Source organism: Angustibacter speluncae (assembly GCF_054777815.1).
Map to the genome: position 1 here is coordinate 16,760 of NZ_BAAHAF010000135.1, position 16,122 is coordinate 32,881.

Annotated in this window: 18 protein-coding genes; 5 read left to right on the top strand and 13 right to left on the bottom strand. The window is 74.9% G+C overall.

Annotated elements, in window-relative coordinates; genetic code table 11:
• Positions 1-3: 3 nt before the first annotated feature.
• From rnc to ACYVKY_RS15690, 7 genes are all read right to left on the bottom strand, one after another.
• Positions 4-783 carry a ribonuclease III family protein gene (rnc, locus tag ACYVKY_RS15660; RefSeq protein WP_460435919.1) on the bottom strand — a complete coding sequence of 260 codons (780 nt, stop codon included), beginning with the start codon at positions 781-783 and terminating at the stop codon, positions 4-6.
• 20 nt (positions 784-803) lie between these two features.
• Positions 804-1,007, bottom strand: a complete 204-nt coding sequence (gene rpmF, locus ACYVKY_RS15665) for a 50S ribosomal protein L32 (RefSeq protein WP_460435920.1) — start codon at positions 1,005-1,007, stop codon at positions 804-806.
• A gap of 2 nt (positions 1,008-1,009) precedes the next feature.
• Entirely contained in the window at positions 1,010-1,510 is a 501-nt protein-coding gene (locus tag ACYVKY_RS15670) for a YceD family protein (protein WP_460435980.1), read from the bottom strand.
• A gap of 172 nt (positions 1,511-1,682) precedes the next feature.
• Complete coding sequence (gene coaD, locus ACYVKY_RS15675) at positions 1,683-2,174, bottom strand: pantetheine-phosphate adenylyltransferase (protein ID WP_460435921.1); 492 nt, start codon at positions 2,172-2,174, stop codon at positions 1,683-1,685.
• A gap of 22 nt (positions 2,175-2,196) precedes the next feature.
• Positions 2,197-2,775 carry an RsmD family RNA methyltransferase gene (gene rsmD, locus ACYVKY_RS15680; protein WP_460435922.1) on the bottom strand — a complete coding sequence of 193 codons (579 nt, stop codon included), beginning with the start codon at positions 2,773-2,775 and terminating at the stop codon, positions 2,197-2,199.
• 7 nt (positions 2,776-2,782) lie between these two features.
• Positions 2,783-5,038, bottom strand: a complete 2,256-nt coding sequence (locus ACYVKY_RS15685; protein ID WP_460435923.1) for an ATP-dependent DNA helicase RecG — start codon at positions 5,036-5,038, stop codon at positions 2,783-2,785.
• Between the two features lie 33 nt (positions 5,039-5,071).
• Positions 5,072-6,736 (bottom strand): DAK2 domain-containing protein, encoded by a 1,665-nt coding sequence (locus tag ACYVKY_RS15690; protein ID WP_460435924.1) that lies wholly within the window; start codon positions 6,734-6,736, stop codon positions 5,072-5,074.
• A gap of 147 nt (positions 6,737-6,883) precedes the next feature.
• Here ACYVKY_RS15690 and rpmB point away from each other — a divergent pair, with 147 nt between their 5' ends.
• Positions 6,884-7,069, top strand: a complete 186-nt coding sequence (gene rpmB, locus ACYVKY_RS15695; RefSeq protein WP_460435925.1) for a large ribosomal subunit protein bL28 — start codon at positions 6,884-6,886, stop codon at positions 7,067-7,069.
• Positions 7,070-7,131: 62 nt separating this feature from the next.
• Here the strand turns inward: rpmB and ACYVKY_RS15700 are convergent, their stop codons facing one another.
• Positions 7,132-8,118, bottom strand: a complete 987-nt coding sequence (locus ACYVKY_RS15700; RefSeq protein ID WP_460435926.1) for a thiamine-phosphate kinase — start codon at positions 8,116-8,118, stop codon at positions 7,132-7,134.
• Positions 8,119-8,242: 124 nt separating this feature from the next.
• Here ACYVKY_RS15700 and ACYVKY_RS15705 point away from each other — a divergent pair, with 124 nt between their 5' ends.
• From ACYVKY_RS15705 to ACYVKY_RS15715, 3 genes are all read left to right on the top strand, one after another.
• On the top strand, positions 8,243-8,476 hold the full coding sequence (locus ACYVKY_RS15705; RefSeq protein WP_460435981.1) for an Lrp/AsnC family transcriptional regulator: 234 nt from the start codon (positions 8,243-8,245) through the stop codon (positions 8,474-8,476).
• A gap of 73 nt (positions 8,477-8,549) precedes the next feature.
• The gene (locus tag ACYVKY_RS15710; protein WP_460435927.1) at positions 8,550-8,960 is read left to right on the top strand and encodes a DUF3515 family protein; all 411 of its coding nucleotides are present in this window, start codon (positions 8,550-8,552) and stop codon (positions 8,958-8,960) included.
• Between the two features lie 51 nt (positions 8,961-9,011).
• On the top strand, positions 9,012-10,178 hold the full coding sequence (locus ACYVKY_RS15715; RefSeq protein WP_460435928.1) for an RtcB family protein: 1,167 nt from the start codon (positions 9,012-9,014) through the stop codon (positions 10,176-10,178).
• 69 nt (positions 10,179-10,247) lie between these two features.
• Here ACYVKY_RS15715 and ACYVKY_RS15720 read toward each other — a convergent pair whose 3' ends face one another.
• Genes ACYVKY_RS15720 through ACYVKY_RS15730 form a run of 3 tightly spaced genes read right to left on the bottom strand, consistent with a single transcriptional unit; the run spans position 10,248 to position 13,071 of the window.
• Positions 10,248-10,979: a sulfotransferase-like domain-containing protein gene (locus ACYVKY_RS15720; protein ID WP_460435929.1), complete on the bottom strand. Its 732-nt coding sequence runs from the start codon at positions 10,977-10,979 to the stop codon at positions 10,248-10,250.
• The gene (locus tag ACYVKY_RS15725; protein ID WP_460435930.1) at positions 10,976-11,929 is read right to left on the bottom strand and encodes an aminotransferase class IV; all 954 of its coding nucleotides are present in this window, start codon (positions 11,927-11,929) and stop codon (positions 10,976-10,978) included. The genes ACYVKY_RS15720 and ACYVKY_RS15725 overlap by 4 nt, the downstream gene beginning before the upstream one ends.
• Positions 11,926-13,071: a D-alanine--D-alanine ligase family protein gene (locus ACYVKY_RS15730; RefSeq protein ID WP_460435931.1), complete on the bottom strand. Its 1,146-nt coding sequence runs from the start codon at positions 13,069-13,071 to the stop codon at positions 11,926-11,928. Before ACYVKY_RS15730 ends, ACYVKY_RS15725 begins: the two co-directional genes overlap by 4 nt.
• A 39-nt stretch (positions 13,072-13,110) precedes the next feature.
• On the opposite strand from ACYVKY_RS15730, the gene ACYVKY_RS15735 reads away from it, so the two are divergent.
• The gene (locus tag ACYVKY_RS15735; protein ID WP_460435932.1) at positions 13,111-14,259 is read left to right on the top strand and encodes a trans-sulfuration enzyme family protein; all 1,149 of its coding nucleotides are present in this window, start codon (positions 13,111-13,113) and stop codon (positions 14,257-14,259) included.
• Here ACYVKY_RS15735 and ACYVKY_RS15740 read toward each other — a convergent pair.
• The gene (locus tag ACYVKY_RS15740; protein ID WP_460435933.1) at positions 14,256-15,269 is read right to left on the bottom strand and encodes an NAD(P)H-dependent glycerol-3-phosphate dehydrogenase; all 1,014 of its coding nucleotides are present in this window, start codon (positions 15,267-15,269) and stop codon (positions 14,256-14,258) included. The genes ACYVKY_RS15735 and ACYVKY_RS15740 overlap by 4 nt on opposite strands.
• Positions 15,266-16,012, bottom strand: a complete 747-nt coding sequence (locus ACYVKY_RS15745; protein WP_460435934.1) for a lysophospholipid acyltransferase family protein — start codon at positions 16,010-16,012, stop codon at positions 15,266-15,268. Before ACYVKY_RS15745 ends, ACYVKY_RS15740 begins: the two co-directional genes overlap by 4 nt.
• Positions 16,013-16,122: the final 110 nt, after the last annotated feature.

A 16,122-nucleotide genomic window follows, 5' to 3' on the forward strand; every position in this document is an offset into this window, starting at 1 on the left:
GGGTCAGTCGCGCGAGACGGGCGGGGTGGCGACGTGCTCGAGCGACTCCTGGTCGGCGGGCACCGCGCCCTGCTCCGCGAGCTCGGCGCTGACGGCCTGCCAGGCGGTGGCGGCGGCCTGCTGCTCGGCGGCCTTCTTGCTGCGACCGCGTCCCTCGCCGCGCTGCTGCCCGGCCACGACGGCCAGCGCGTGGAACTGCTTGGCGTGGTCGGGGCCGTCCTCGGTGACGTCGTAGGAGGGCACGCCGAGCCCGGCGGACGCGGTGAGCTCCTGCAGCGAGGTCTTCCAGTCCAGGCCGGCGCCGAGGGTCGCGGACGACTCCATCAGCGGGTCGATCAGCCGGTGCACCAGCGCGCGCGCGGGCTCGATGCCCGCCGACAGGTACGCCGCGCCGATCAGCGCCTCGAGGGTGTCGGCGAGGATCGAGGACTTGTCGCGGCCCCCGGTGGTCTCCTCGCCCCGACCGAGGCGCACGTGGTCGCCGACGCCGAGGGCCCGCGCCACCCCCGCCAGCGCGCGCATGTTGACGACCGCGGCGCGCAGCTTCGCCAGCTGCCCCTCGGGCAGGTCGGGGTGGCGGTGGTAGAGCGCGTCGGTGACGACGATGCCGAGCACCGCGTCCCCGAGGAACTCGAGCCGCTCGTTCGTGGGGAGGCCACCGTTCTCGTACGCGTACGAGCGGTGGACGAGGGCGCGCTCGAGCAGCGCCGGGTCGAACGACGCACCCAGGCGCTGCGCCAGCTCCTCGTCGGGCGGGAGCGCCCGACCGGTGACCTCTCCCACGGGTGTCCCGGGGGGAGGGCTCAGAGGTCCTTGACCTTGCGGCCCTTGTACTCCAGGAACAGCGGGGTGCCGTTGGAGTCGGTCACGACCCGGGCGTGGTGCGGGCGCGCGAGGACCTCCTGGCCGCCCTCGACCGTCGCGGTCAGGGTGGTCGGGGTGGTCTTCCACTGCGACCGGCGGTGCCGGGTGTTGCTGCGGGACATCTTCCGCTTCGGGACGGCCACGTCTAGCTCTCCTCGTCGATCAGGTCCTTCAACGCCGCCCAGCGGGGGTCGACGTCGTCGTGCTGGTGGTCCGGCTCGTCCGCGAGCCGCACCCCGCACTGCGGGCACAGCCCCGGGCAGTCGGGCCTGCAGACGGGCTGGAACGGCAGGGCGGTGCCCACCGCGTCCGTGAGGACGGGCTCCAGGTCGACCAGGTCGTCCTGCAGCTCGTACTCGTCCGCCTCCGCCTCGTCGCCCTCGCCCTGGTGGGGTCGGCCGTCGCGGCGCTTCTTCTCCGGGTAGACGTACAGCTCCTGGAACGTCACGTCGAGCCGCTGCTCGAGCGGGTCCAGGCACCGCACGCACTCACCGGTGGCGAGCGTGGACGCCGTTCCCGACACCAGCACGCCCTCCATGACCGACTCGAGCCGCACGTCGAGCTCGATGTCGGTGCCGGCCGCGACCGCGATCACCTCGGTGCCGAGGTCGTGGGCCACCTGCACGGTGCGCGAGAGCCGCCGCATGGAACCGGGACGTCGGCCGAGCTCGACGGTGTCGAGCACGAGCGGCGACCGCGGGTCCAGGCTGGTCACGGACTCCCTCCCTGCGGGGAACAGCGTGCGAACGGGGGGCAGACACGACCCCGGCCCCGACGCAGGGCGCGACGAGACCGACGACCCAGGCTATCGCAGCAGGTCAGGGCCGCCCAAATGCACCGTCGAGACGGGCCAGGACGGGCGCCGGCACCAGGGCCGACACGTCGCCGCCCAGCCGGGCCACCTCGCGCACGAGGGACGACGACACGTGCAGCCAGGAGGGGTCGCCGGGCAGGTACACCGTCTCCAGCCCGCTCAGGTGGCGGTTCATCTGCGCCATCGGCTGCTCGTAGTCGATGTCGGTGGCCCCGCGCACGCCCTTCACCACCGCGACGGCGCCGACGCGGGTGCAGTAGTCGACCAGCAGGCCACCGGGCACGTCGTCGACCTCGACGCGGCCGGACGCCAGCAGGTCGGCGGGCAGGCAGGCGCGCAGCAGGTCGAGCCGGTCGGCGACCGGGAGGAACCCGTGCTTGCTCGGGTTGTGCACGACGGCGACGACGACCTGGTCGAACAGCCGCGCGGCGCGGGCGACGACGTCGAGGTGCCCGTTGGTCACAGGGTCGAACGAGCCCGGGCACACCACCTTCATGCCGCGCACGCTACCGCTGCGCTCACGTGGGGGCGGGGCCGCTCTCGGCGTCGGCCAGCCACAGCACCGTCTCGCCGTACCGGCGCTCGTCGAACCGCACCAGTCCCTCGGGCCAGACCGGCTCGGGCCCCCGGGCGCTGCGCTCGACCACGACGACGGCGCCGTCGGCGAGCCAGTCCCGGTCGACCAGGGCCGCGAGCACGGCGGCCAGGTCGTCCTCGGCCAGCGGGTACGGCGGGTCGGCGAGCACCAGGTCGTACGGCTCGCCGGGCCCGTGCGCGAGCGCGGCCGCCACGGACGACGCCCGCACCTCGACCGTCCCCGCGAGCCCGAGGTCGGCGACGTTGCGCCGGCACACCTGCGCGGCCTGCCTGGCCTGCTCGACGAGCAGCAGGTGCGCGGCGCCCCGGCTGGCCGCCTCCAGCCCGAGCGCGCCCGACCCGGCGTACAGGTCGAGCACCCGCGTGCCCTGCAGCAGCCCCTCGTGGTCGAGCCGGGAGAACAGCGCCTCCCGGACCCGGTCGGAGGTGGGACGGGTGTCGCGACCGGCGGGGACGGCGAGCGTGCGCCCGCGCAGCGTCCCGGCGACGATGCGGGTCACCGGCGCCTCACCCGCGCTCCAGGAAGACCTCGCGCTCGGGGTCGAGCAGCAGCCGCAGGTGCTCGGCCAGCACCGGGTGCTGCTCCAGCTCGGGGTCGACGGCCACCAGGGCGGTGGCCCGCTCGCGGGCGTCGGCGATGACGTCGCCGTCGCGCGTCACCCGCAGCAGCCGCAGCGAGGACCGGAAGCCGGACTGGGCGGCGCCGAGCACGTCGCCCTCGCGCCGGGTCTCGAGGTCGAGGTGCGACAGCGCGAACCCGTCGGACGTGGCGGCGACCTTCTCGAGCCGGTCGCGGGCGCGGTCCTTGGCGTCGTCGCCGCAGAACAGCAGGCAGGTGCCGGGGTGGGCGCCGCGGCCGATGCGGCCGCGCAGCTGGTGCAGCTGGGAGATCCCGAAGCGGTCGGCGTCCATGACGATCATCACCGAGGCGTTGGGGACGTCGACGCCGACCTCGATCACCGTGGTGGCGACGAGCACGTCGACCTCGCCCGCCACGACGGCGGCCATCACGGCGTCCTTGTCGTCGGGGGCCAGGCGCCCGTGCAGCACCTCGATGCGCAGCCCCTGCATCGCGGGGTGCTCGCGCAGGGCGAGCACGACGTCGACGACCGCCCGCGGCGGGCGGCGGGACTCGCCCCGCGCGTCGTCGGGCTCGTCGACGTCGGCGAGCGCCTCCTCGAGCAGCTCGGAGCCCTCGACGCCGATGCGCGGGCAGACGACGAACGCCTGCCGTCCCTGGTCGACCTGCTCGCGGACGAGCCCGAACGCGCGGTCGACCCAGCCCTGCTTCTCCTCAGGCACCACGTGCGTCGTGACGACCTGCCGGCCGGCCGGCACCTCGGTGAGCGTCGAGGTCTCGAGGTCGCCGAAGACCGTCATCGCCACCGTGCGCGGGATCGGGGTGGCGGTCATCACGAGCAGGTGCGGGGTGCGGATCGCCTTGGCGCGCAGCGCGTCGCGCTGCTCGACGCCGAACCGGTGCTGCTCGTCGACGACCACCAGGCCCAGGTCGAAGAAGTCGACCTTGTCCTGCAGCAGCGCGTGCGTGCCGACGACGATGCCCGCCTCGCCGCTCGCGGCGTCGAGCATCGCCTGGCGCCGGGCGGCGGTCGACATCGACCCCGTGAGCAGCACGACCTTGGTCTGCGCGTCGGCCGGGCCGTCGTCACCGGCGAGCAGCCCCGGGTCGTCGAGCGGGAGCATGCCCGACCCGGCGAGACCGCCGAGCATCGCGGTGATCGACCGGTGGTGCTGCTGGGCCAGCACCTCGGTGGGGGCGAGCAGCGCGGCCTGGCCGCCGGCGTCGACCACGGTGAGCATCGCCCGCAGCGCCACCACCGTCTTGCCCGAGCCGACCTCGCCCTGCAGCAGCCGGTGCATGGGGTGCTCGCGCGCGAGGTCGGCCGCCACCGCCTCGCCCACCTCGCGCTGGCCGGCGGTGAGCTCGAACGGCAGCCTCGCGTCGAACGCCGCCAGCAGGCCGCCCTCGGACGACGGTCGCGGCGTCGCGGGCAGCGCCTCGGCCTGGGCGCGCCGCCGGGCCAGCGCGATCTGCAGGACGAACGCCTCCTCGTACCGGAACCGCTCCTGCGCCAGCCTCGCCAGCTCGCGCGAACCGGGGCGGTGGATCAGCTGGAGCGCCTCGGCCGCGCCGGGGAAGTCGTGCCCGGCGAGCACCTCCGGCGGCAGCGGGTCGGGGACGTCGGAGGGCTGCAGCTGGTCGAGCACCACCGCCATGGCCTTGCGCACGACCTCGGACGAGCACCTCGCGCTCGCCGGGTAGATCGCGAACAGCCGGGTGGCGGCCTCGACGACGTCGAGGTCGGTGGCGTCCTGCTCGAGGGTGGTGAACGAGGGGTGCGAGAGCTGGCGCTGCCCGCGGAAGGAGTCGACCTTGCCGTCGAACAGCGCGAGCGTGCCGACGGCGAGCTGGCGGGTCCAGTGGTCGGCGACGTGCTTGCGCGCGGCGAAGAACGCGAGCCGCAGCCGCGCGCTGCCGTCGGTGACGACCGCCTCGACGATGTGCTTGCCGTTGCGGGTCGGTCGCGCCTTCACCTCGGCGACCCGCGCGACGACCGTGACGTGCTCGCCCTCGACCAGCTCGGTCAGTGCCGTGGGTTCGTCGAAGGAGGCGTAGCGGCGCGGCAGGTGCAGCAGCAGCGCGTTCACGGTGTGCAGGCCGAGCCCCTCGACGAGCGGCTTGGCCGAGCGCTCGCCGAGCACGCGGTCGAGCGGCTGGTCGAGGAACGGTGCCGGGTGCACGGCCCGATCAGACCACACGGGTCGGACGCCCGGTCACTCCACGCCGACGAGCACCGGGTAGCGCGGCTGCCCGCCGTCGAGCACCTGCACCTCGACGGCGCCGGACCGGGCGTCGACGAGGGCGCGCACCGCGTCGGCCACGCCGGCGGGTGCGTCGGCACCGAGCACGAGCGTGACCAGCTCGCCGCCGTCGTCGAGCAGCTGCCCCACGACCTGCGCCGCCACGTCGGCGACGTCGGCCGCCACGACCGTGAAGGCACCGCCGACGACACCGAGCACGTCGCCCGCGCGGCACGGACCCACCTGGGTCACGGCGTCGCGCGCGGCGACCGTCACCGCCCCCACGCGCACGGCGCCGGCGGCCTCGGACATGCGCGCGGCGCACCCGGCCGGGTCGAGCGACGGGTCGAGCACGGCGTCGGCGGCCAGGCCCTGCACCTGCGCGCGGGTGGGCACGACCTCGACCCGGACGCCGGCCGCCGCGGCCTGCTCCACCGCGGCCCGGGCGACGGCGACCGTGTCGGCGTCGTTCGGCAGCAGCACCACCCCGGCCGCACCGGTGCCGAGGACGGCGTCGAGCAGCTCCTCGGTCGACGCGCGGGCGCCGCTGCCGCCGGCGACCACCACGGCTCCCGCGTCCTCGTAGAGCCGGCGCAGCCCCTCGCCGGCGCAGCACGCGACCACCGCGACGTCGGTCGCGAGCGAGCGGTCGACGGACTGCGCGGCGCCGGGCCGCGCGAGCGGCTGGCCGTGGACGACCTCGCCGGTGGCGAGCTCGGTGACCCGCACCTCGCGCGGGCTGCCGGCGGACGCCCCCGCGGCCACCGCCGCGTCGTGGTCGTCGACGTGCACGTGCACGTGCCACAGCCCGCTGCCGCCCACGACGACGAGGCTGTCGCCGAGGGCGCCGAGCCGGTCGCGGACGACGGCCAGCAGCGGCTCCTCGTCGGCGGCGGGCACCTCGAGCAGGTACATGACCTCGAACGCCGGCCCGTCGGTGCCGGGCGACGGGCACGACTGGGCGAGCGGCACCGGACCCGGGGTGACGGGCAGCGGCGGCACGTCGTCGCCGGTGACGGCGGCCGCGAGCGCGTCGAGGACGACCACCAGTCCGGCTCCCCCGGCGTCGACGACCCCGGCCTCGGCGAGCACGTCGAGCTGCGACGTCGTGCGGGCCAGCGCCGCGCGTCCGGCGGCGGCGACGTCGGCGACCAGCACGGCCAGCGGGCGCCCGTCGTCGCGGGCCGCCTCGAGGGCGGCGGCGCGGGTGACCGAGAGCATCGTCCCCTCGACGGGGGTCTCGACCGCACGCCAGGCCTGCTCGTCGGCCAGGCGCAGCGCCTCGGCGACCTCGGCGGGACCGGCCACGCGGCGGCCGTCGAGGGCCTGCGCCCAGCCCCGCAGCAGCTGGCTGGTGATGATGCCGGAGTTGCCCCGCGCCCCGAGCAGGGCGCCGTGCGCCGCCGCGCCCGCGATCGTGGCGAGGTCGGCGTCGTCGGCCACCTCGGCGACCTCGTCGGCGGCCCGGCGCAGGGTGAGGTGCAGGTTGGTGCCGGTGTCGCCGTCGGGCACGGGGTAGACGTTCAGCGCGTCGATGGCCTCGCGGTCGCGCTCGATGCCGGCCAGCGCGAGGGCGAGCCAGCGCCGGGCGAGGGCTGCGTCGAAGGGCTGCTCGGGCGGCGGCGTGGGGTCGGCCACGGGGCTCCTGTCGTGCGGTCGGGTCGGCCGCATTTGGGCGGCGCCGCGGGTGTCGGCTACCCTAGTCCGGTTGCCCGACGTGCTCGGGCGCGCCCTGTCGGCGGGAGTCCCCGCCGCCCACCAGTTCCAGGACGTAGGAGATCACCCGTGGCTGCCCACTGCGACGTCTGCGGAAAGAAGCCGAGCTTCGGCAACACCATCTCGCACTCGCACCGTCGGCACTCGCGCCGCTGGAACCCGAACATCCAGCGCGTGCGCGCGATGGTCGGCGGCACCCGCAAGCGCGTCGACGTGTGCACCTCGTGCCTGAAGGCCGGCAAGGTCACCCGCTGACCCTGCTGCTCCGCACACACCGAGGCCGGTCCCCGAGGGGGCCGGCCTTCGTGCTCCCCGGGTCAGCCCCGGAAGTGGTCCCAGCCCAGGCGCCCCTCCGACGGGTGGCCGTCGAGGGTGACCACCCCGTCCCCCGTCCCCGACCGCACGGAGCCGAGCACGTCCCAGCCGGACGGCACCTGCCCCGGTGCGAAGGTCGCGAGCAGGGCGTGCTCCTCGCCCCCGGACGCGACCCACGACACGGGATCGGCGCCCAGTGCCCCGGCGGCCGTGCGCAGCGCGTCGACCCTGTCCTGCCAGCCGCGCGCGCTCCCGTCCAGCGCGACCGTCACGCCCGAGGCCCGGGCGACCCGCCCGAGGTCGAGCAGCAGCCCGTCCGAGACGTCGATCATCGCCGTCGCCCCCGCCAGCGCGGCCTCCCGCCCGGCGAGCACCGGCGGGTCCGGACGCAGGTGCGCCCGCACCAGCTCGCGGTCGACGTCCGCCCGACCCGCCTCCAGCAGCGCCAGCCCCGCGGCCGAGCGGCCGAGCGTGCCGCGCACGGCGACCACGTCACCGGGCCGCGCGCCGTCGCGCCGGACGGGGTCGCGCCCCTGCAGGTCGCCGAGCACCGTCACCGACACCACGAGCACCGGCCCGGACGACAGGTCACCGCCCGCCACGGTCGCACCGGTCCCGGCGCACCCCAGCGCGAGCCCGCGCGCCAGGCCCTCCGCCCAGGCCACGGGCGTCGACGGCGGCGCCACCAGCGTCACGACCAGGGCCGTCGGCACCGCACCCATCGCGGCGACGTCGGCGAGGTTCTGGGCGGCGGCCTTGACCCCGACGTCCTCGCCGGTCGACCAGTCCAGCCGGAAGTCGCGCTCCTGCACCATCGCGTCGGTGCTCACGACGACGCGCGCGTCGGGGGCCGCGAGCACGGCGGCGTCGTCGCCGGGACCGAGCAGGGTGGCCGGCCCGGACGGCAGCAGCGGCAGGATCCGGCGCAGCACGCCGTCCTCGCCGACGTCCGCGAAGGTGGGGCCGACCTCCCGGGAACCGTCCGTCACCGCCGCTCACCCCCCGTCACGACCCCTTGGCGGGTCGGCGCCACGGCACGGTAGCGTGACGGCGGTCGACGCCGACGGCGCCGGCCAGCGTCGTCCCGAGACTCGACTCCAGGAGGTCCCCGTGGTGGTCCAGGCCTACGTCCTTGTCCAGACCGAGGTCGGCAAGGCCGCCTCCGTGGCGGAGTCGATCGGCTCGCTGCAGGGCGTCGTCATGGCCGAGGACGTCACCGGCCCCTACGACGTGATCGTCCGCGTCGAGGCCGCGAGCGTCGACGAGCTCGGCCCGCTCGTCATGTCGAAGATCCAGGGCGTCCCCGGCATCACCCGCACGGTGACGTGCACGGTGGTCCACGCCTGAGCGGCTCCTCCTGAGCCCCGCACGACCCCGCCGCAGCGCCGGGACCCTCGCGGTCCCGGCGCTGCTGCTCGTCGTGGGTGCGGGCCTGGCCGGCTGCTCGCGCGCCGTCCCCGTCGACGTCGCACCGTCCGCCGCCGACCCCGCCTGCGCCGAGGTGCTGGTGCGGCTGCCCGACGCCCTCGGCGACCGCGAGCGCCGGCAGGTCACCAGCCAGGCCGCCGCGGCCTGGGGCGACGGCGAGTCCCTCGTCGTCGTCCGCTGCGGCCTCGAGCCGTCCGGTCCCACGACCGACCGCTGCCTGCGCGTCGGCGCCGTCGACTGGGTGACGAGCACCGGCGAGGGCACCACGCGCTACACGACCTACGGCCGCTCCCCCGCCGTCGAGATCGAGCTGCAGGGCACCGAGCCCGAGGGCACAGACCTCGTCCTGAGCGAGATCGGCACCGCCGTCGAGATCCTCCCCACCGATCGCGAGTGCACCTGAGGCACTGAAAACCCCTGTGCCGCAGCGCCGACATCTGCGCACACTGGCGGCATGGAGAAGATCAACGCGCGCCTGCTGAGCTGGGCGAGCATCCTCGAGGCGCAGACCCGCGAGCAGGCGGAGCTGACGTCGCGGCTGCCGTTCATCCACCCGCACGTCGCGCTGATGCCCGACGCGCACCTCGGCAAGGGCGCGACCGTCGGCTCGGTCATCCCCACGCTCGGCGCGATCATCCCGGCCGCCGTGGGCGTCGACATCGGTTGCGGCATGATCGCCGTGCGCACGCAGTGGCACGTCGACCAGCTGCCGTCCGACCGCCGCAGCGTCCGCGAGGCGATCGAGCGGGCGATCCCGCTGTCGGCGGGTGGCGCGAACCAGAAGCTCACCGCGACCGCGCAGGAGCGCGTGGCCGACCTCGAGGCGCGGGCCGAGAAGGCCGGCTTCGACCCCGACACCCACGCGCCTCGTTGGCGGCTGCAGCTCGGCTCGCTCGGGTCGGGCAACCACTTCATCGAGGTGACGGTCGACGAGGAGGGGTCGGTCTGGCTGTTCCTGCACTCGGGGTCGCGCGGCGTCGGCAACCGGATCGCGCAGCACCACATCAAGATCGCGGCCGAGCTGTGCCGGAAGTGGTGGATCGACCTGCCGCACCGCGATCTGGCGTACCTGGTCGAGGGCACCGACGAGTTCTGGGCGTATGTCCGCGAGCTGCGGTGGGCGCAGCACTTCGCGCTGCTCAACCGCGAGGAGATGATGGACCGCCTCGTGAAGTGCGTGCAGGAGTGGACCGGCGAGCAGGTCGAGCGCCGGGAGCAGATCAACTGCCACCACAACTACACCGAGCAGGAGGAGCACTTCGGCAAGCGGGTGTGGCTGTCGCGCAAGGGCGCGATCTCGGCGCGCGAGGGCGAGCCGGGGCTGATCCCGGGCTCGATGGGCACCGCCTCGTACGTCGTCGCCGGCAAGGGCAACCCGGTCGCGCTGCACTCGTCCCCGCACGGCGCGGGACGCGAGTACAGCCGGTCGGCCGCCCGACGGCAGTTCACGGTCGAGCAGCTGCGGGAGGCGATGCACGGCATCGAGTACCGCGACACCGACGCCTTCGTCGACGAGATCCCGATGGCCTACAAGGACATCGACGTCGTGATGGCCGACGCGGCCGACCTCGTCGAGGTCCGCCACGTGCTGCGGCAGATCGTGAACGTCAAGGGCGACTGACCCCGGTCACACCCCGGTGCGCAGTAGTCGCCCCATCCGCACCCTCGGAAGGGGCAACTACTGCGCATCTCACGGCGTCCAGCGGAGCGCGTAGAGCCGCTCGTACGCGGGGCGGCAGGCGCGCGCGACCTCGGCCGCGGCGCCGTCCAGGTGGACGGCGTCGCGGCTGCGGGGCTCGAAGCCGGTGGAGCGCTCGACCGCGGCGTACCACCACGGCGCCCAGACGCCGTCGATGTCGCGCGGGCCGGGCGGCCACGACAGCATGCGCTCGGTGAACGGGACGCCGGCGTGCTCGCACATCGCCCGCAGGTACGTCGGCGGGTCGTCGAGCAGGTCGGCGGAGTCGACCACCAGCACCGCGTCCTCCCCCAGCTCGTCGAGCAGCGAGACCTGCTGGAGCAGACCGATGTCGGCGGGCTCGACGTGCTCGCGCGAGCGCGTGTACGACGCGACGACCGCGTCCGGGTCGCGGACCAGCAGCACGTTGACCAGGTCGCGCACCCACGTCCGGTCGTCGACCTCGTCGACGAGGTGGTGGGTCATGTGCTTCTGGTAGTGCACCCGGGTGCCGTCGGGCAGCGGCGCGAACAAGGCCTCGACCGCTGCGCGCCAGTCGGTCTCGCCTGCCTCGATCACGAGGTCGCGGGCCGGGTGGTCCAGGCCCGTCACCGCGAGGTAGTGCGCGTAGAGCGGCTCGTCGACGACGACGCAGTCGCCGCGGTGCTCCCACGACCGCATCAGCGCGGTCGAGATGTTGCGCGGCCCGGACCAGACGGCCAGCCGCACCGGCTCGGACGTCACACCCGGTCCCAGGCCGCCCGCCGGCGCGCGACGTCGGCGTCGACGTGGGCGCGGTAGAGGCCGCGCAGCCGTTCGGTGACCGGGCGCTCCCCCGTCCCGATCGTGCGGCCGTCGACCACGCGCACCGGGCCGAGACCGGCGTACGTCCCGGTGACGAACGCCTCGTCGGCGCCGTACACGTCGGTGAGGCTGAAGTTCTTCTCCCGCACCACCATCCCGGCCTCGCGCGCCACCTGCAGCACCGTGGCCCGGGTGATGCCGCCGAGGCAGTAGTCGCCGGTCGAGGTCCACAGCTCGCCGCGGCGCACGACGAAGAAGTGGGTCGAGTTGCAGGTGGCGACGAAGCCGTGCGGGTCGAGCATCAGCGCCTCGTCGGCCCCGGCGGTGTACGCCTGGATGCACGCCGTGATGTCGTTCAGCTTGCTGTGCGAGTTCAGCTTCGGGTCGACCACGTCGGGGTACGGGCGCCGCACGTGCACCGTGAACAGCGTGATGCCGCGGTCGACGGCGGCGGGGTCGGGCTGCTTGTGCTCGGCGATCATCACCACGGTCGCGGGGCCGACGGTCACGCGCGGGTCCTGGTACGGCGTGCTCTTCACCCCGCGCGTCACCATGAGCCGCACATGCACGCCGTCGCGCATGTCGTTGGCGCGCAGCAGGTCCCGCACCGACGCCTCGAGCTGCTCGCGGGTGCGACCGACGTCCATGGCGATCGCCTTCGCGCCCTCGAACAGCCGGTCGAGGTGCTCGTCGAGCAGGGCGGGCACGCCGTCGTGCACGCGCAGGCCCTCCCAGACGCCGTCGCCGAGCACGAAGCCGCTGTCGAACACCGACACGACCGCCTCGGCGCGCGGCACGAGACGTCCGTCGACGTGCACGAGCACGCCGGCGTTGCGCGGGTCGTCGGCGCTGTGCTGCGTGCCGGTCGCGGGCACGACCGCGTCGGTCACCGCAGACCCGTGCGGCGGTGCAGCGCGAGCTGCAGCAGCCGCTCGACGAGCTCCTCGTACGGGACGCCCGAGCGCTCCCACATCCGCGGGTACATCGACGACGGGGTGAAGCCCGGCATCGTGTTGAGCTCGTTGACGACCACCCGCTGGTCGCGGGTGACGAAGAAGTCGACCCGGGCCAGCCCCTCGCACCCCATCACCACGAACGTCTGCCGCGCCAACCGCCTGACCTCGTCGGCGACCTCGGGCAGCAGGTCGGCGGGGCAGCTCAGCCGCACGCCCTCGCCGTCGAGGTACTTGGCCTCGAAGTCGTAGAACTCGTGGCCCGAGCCCTCGACGACCTCGATCTCGCCGGGGTCGGTGGTGAGCGGCTCGCCGTCGTCGGGCGACTGCAGCACGCCGCACTCGATCTCGCGGCCCTCGATCGCCGCCTCGACCAGCACCTTCGGGTCGTGCTCGCGCGCGAACGCGATCGCCGCCTCGAGCTCGTCCGGCCCGTGCACCTTGGTGATGCCCATCGACGAGCCGGCGCGCGCCGGCTTCACGAACACGGGGTAGCCGAGGGCCGCCACGGCGTCCTGCACCGAGGCCGAGTCGTTCTCCCACTCGACCGGCAGCACCACGACGTAGGGCCCCACCGGCAGCGCGTGCGCCGACAGCACCGACTTCATGTAGTGCTTGTCCATGCTCAGCGCGGACGACAGCACCCCCGCGCCGACGTAGCGGGTGTCGCTCAGCTCGAGCATCCCCTGGAGCGTGCCGTCCTCGCCGAACGGGCCGTGCAGCAGCGGGAAGACGACGTCGACCTGGCCGAGCACGCGCGGCACCTCGTCCGGCTGCAGCGTCACGAGCTCGCGCGAGTGCAGCCCCTGCGACAGCGCGAGGGACGCGCCCCCGGCCGCCCGCTCGTCGACGCTCGGCAGCTCGCCGTCGGTGATCGCCCACTGCTGCGGGTCGCCCTCGGCGAGCACCCACCGGCCGTCGGTGGTGATGCCGACCGGCACCACCTCGTAGCGCTCGGGGTCGATCGCCGCCATCACGCCGGCCGCGGTGACGCAGCTGATCGCGTGCTCGCTGGAGCGGCCGCCGAAGACGACCGCCACCCTGGTCCGGCCGGTCCGCTCGTTCTCGTGCTCGCTCATCGGTCACCGACCCTAGCGCCGCGTGGCTAGGGTCGGACGGTGGCCCGAGACGACACGCCCTCCCCGCTGCAGCCCGAGACGCTCGCCGTCGTCAGCGGGCGCCCGCCGCGCGAGCCGGGCGCCCCGGTGTCGCCGCCGCTGGAGCTGACGTCCACCTTCGTCGGCGCCGGGACGGTGCCGCCCGGCCAGCCGTTCTACGGCCGGGTCGACAACGCCACCTGGCACGCCTGCGAGCAGGCGCTCGGCGTCCTCGAGGGGGCGCCGGACGGCGCGACGCTGTTCGCGTCCGGGATGGCGGCGATCAGCGCTGCGGTCGACCTCGTGCGGGACGGCGGGACGCTCGTCGCCCCGGACGCCGCGTACAACACCACGCTCGAGCTGGCCGAGGTGCTGCAGGCGCGCGGTCGGCTGCGGCTCGTCCGCGTCGACGTCGCCGACACCGCGGCGGTGACCGGCGCCGCCACCGGCGCCGACGTGGTGTGGCTCGAGTCGCCCACGAACCCGCTGCTGCAGGTGGCCGACCTCGCCGCCTGCGCCGCCGCGGCCCGCGCGGCCGGGGCGCTCACCGTCGTCGACAGCACCTTCGCCACCCCGCTGGTGCAGCGTCCGCTCGAGCTGGGCGCCGACGTCGTCGTGCACTCGGTCACCAAGTACCTGTCCGGCCACTCCGACCTGCTGCTCGGCGCCACCGTCACGTCCGACCCGGACCTCGGCGCTCGCCTGCGCACCCACCGCCGGCTGCACGGCGCGGTCCCCGGCCCGTTCGAGGCCTGGCTCGCCCTGCGCGGGCTGCGGACGCTCGGCGTCCGGCTCGGGCGGGCGCAGGCGACCGCGCTCGAGCTGGCGAACCGGCTGCGCGACCACCCGGCCGTCGAGCGCGTGCGGTACCCCGGTCTGGCGGACGACCCCGGGCACGACCTCGCGCGGCGCCAGATGCGCGGGTACGGCGCGATGCTGGCCGTCGAGGTCGCAGGCGGCGCGGACGCGGCGGACGCCGTGGTCGACGCCGTGCGGCTGTGGCTGCCCGCCACCAGCCTCGGCGGCGTGGAGTCGATGGTCGAGCGTCGCCGACGGCACGGCAACGAGCCGCTGACGGTGCCGGAGGGCCTGCTGCGGCTGTCGGTGGGGATCGAGGACGTCGAGGACCTGTGGGCGGACCTGGACGCCGCGCTGAGGACCGTCCGCTAGCTCTGCTCGTGCTTGCGGGCGCGCGACAGGATGACCCGCACCATCTCGGCGGCGGCCACGCCGTCGTGCACGACGGTCGAGACGGCCTGCGTGATGGGCATGTCGACGCCGGCCGACTGCGCGAGCTCGAGGATCGACCGGCACGACTTCACGCCCTCGGCGGTCTGCTTCGTGACCGCGACGACCTCCTCGACCGTCATGCCCTGACCGAGGTTGTGCCCGAACGTGCGGTTGCGCGACAGCGGCGAGGCGCAGGTGGCGACGAGGTCGCCCATGCCGGCCAGGCCCGAGACCGTCGTCGGGTCGGCGCCGAGCGCGGCTGCCAGCCGGGCCGTCTCGGCCAGGCCCCGGGTGATGATCGAGGCCCGGGTGTTGTCGCCCATGCCCATGCCCTCGGCCATGCCGACGGCGAGCGCGATCACGTTCTTCACCGCTCCGCCGAGCTCGACCCCGACGACGTCGTCCTGGGTGTACGGACGGAAGTACGGCGTGGAGCACTCGTGCGCGAACGCCACGGCGCGGTCGTGGTCGGCGCAGGCGACGACGGTGGCAGTGGGCTGGCGGGCGGCGATCTCGGTGGCGAGGTTCGGCCCGGACACCACCGCGACGCGCTCGGCGCCGGCCCCGGTGACCTCGGCCACGACCTCGCTCATCCGCAGGTGGGTGCCGAGCTCGACGCCCTTCATCAGGCTCACCAGCAGGGCGTCGTCGCCGATCGCGGGTGCCCAGCCGGACAGGTTCTGCCGCAGCGTCTGCGACGGCACGACCAGCACCACGGTGGACGCGCCGGCCAGGACGTCGGCGGCGTCGGTCGAGGCGCTGACGCCCTCCGGCAGCTCGACGCCGGGCAGGTACTCGGTGTTGCGGTGCCGCGTCGTGATCTCGTCGACCACCTCGGCACGGCGTCCCCACATCCGCACGGTGGCACCGGCGTCGGCGAGCACCATCGCGAAGGTCGTGCCCCAGTTGCCGGTGCCCATGACGGCGGTGTGGCCGGTCGACGCGCTCATCCGGTGCTCCCTCGGTCGAACCTGCCGGTGGTGCTCTGGCCGTGCTGACGCGGATCCCACCGCGTCGTCGGCGGCTCGGCGCCGCGCACCTCGCCGACCAGGGTCGACAGGGCGTCCATGATCGCGTCGGTGGCGGCGGCGAGCACCTTGCCGTCGTGGGGGACGTCGCGGAACGCCGACAGGTCGACGGGCGGTCCGGCGACGACCGTGACGCGCTGGCGCGGGAGCAGGCGCAGGTCCGAGCCGTACGGCGACAGGATCGTGTGCGACCCCCACTGCGCCACGGGGACGACGGGGCAGCCGGTCTCGAGCGCCACCCGCGCCGCACCCGTCTTGCCTCGCATGGGCCACAGGTCGGGGTCACGGGTCAGCGTCCCCTCCGGGTAGATGACGACGCACTCGCCGTCGCGCACGGCCCGGACGGCGTCGCGGTAGCTGCGCGAGGCGTCGACCGACTCGCGGTACACCGGGATCTGGCCGGCGCTGCGCAGGATGCGACCGGCCAGCGGGATGCGGAAGACCGACTCCTTGCCGAGGAACCGGGGCAGCCGCGGGACGTTGACCAGGTAGTGCGCCACGACGAACGGGTCGGCGTGCGAGGTGTGGTTCACCACGACAACGACACCGCCCTCGCGCGGGACGTGCTCCTGCCCGCTCCAGCGGTGGCGGGTGAGCAGCCGGACGAGCGGCCGGACGATCGACTCGGCGAAGCGGAACGCCAGGCTCCTGGACGGACCCGTCACCGCACCTCCCCGGCTCGCTCGCGCCCTCGCGTGCCCCGCCGGCGCGCCGCACCATCCTCGCCGCAGGGCGAGCGCCGTGTCGACCTGACGCACCGGTGCGAGAGGATCGA

Excerpts from the sequence above, each read along its gene's own strand:
- ACYVKY_RS15670 (WP_460435980.1), bottom strand. The coding sequence starts at position 1,510 with ATGCGGCGGCTCTCGCGCACCGTGCAGGTGGCCCACGACCTCGGCACC.
- coaD (WP_460435921.1), bottom strand. The coding sequence starts at position 2,174 with ATGAAGGTGGTGTGCCCGGGCTCGTTCGACCCTGTGACCAACGGGCAC.
- ACYVKY_RS15715 (WP_460435928.1), top strand. The coding sequence starts at position 9,012 with ATGGAGAAGATCAACGCGCGCCTGCTGAGCTGGGCGAGCATCCTCGAG.
- ACYVKY_RS15730 (WP_460435931.1), bottom strand. The coding sequence starts at position 13,071 with ATGAGCGAGCACGAGAACGAGCGGACCGGCCGGACCAGGGTGGCGGTC.
- ACYVKY_RS15740 (WP_460435933.1), bottom strand. The coding sequence starts at position 15,269 with ATGAGCGCGTCGACCGGCCACACCGCCGTCATGGGCACCGGCAACTGG.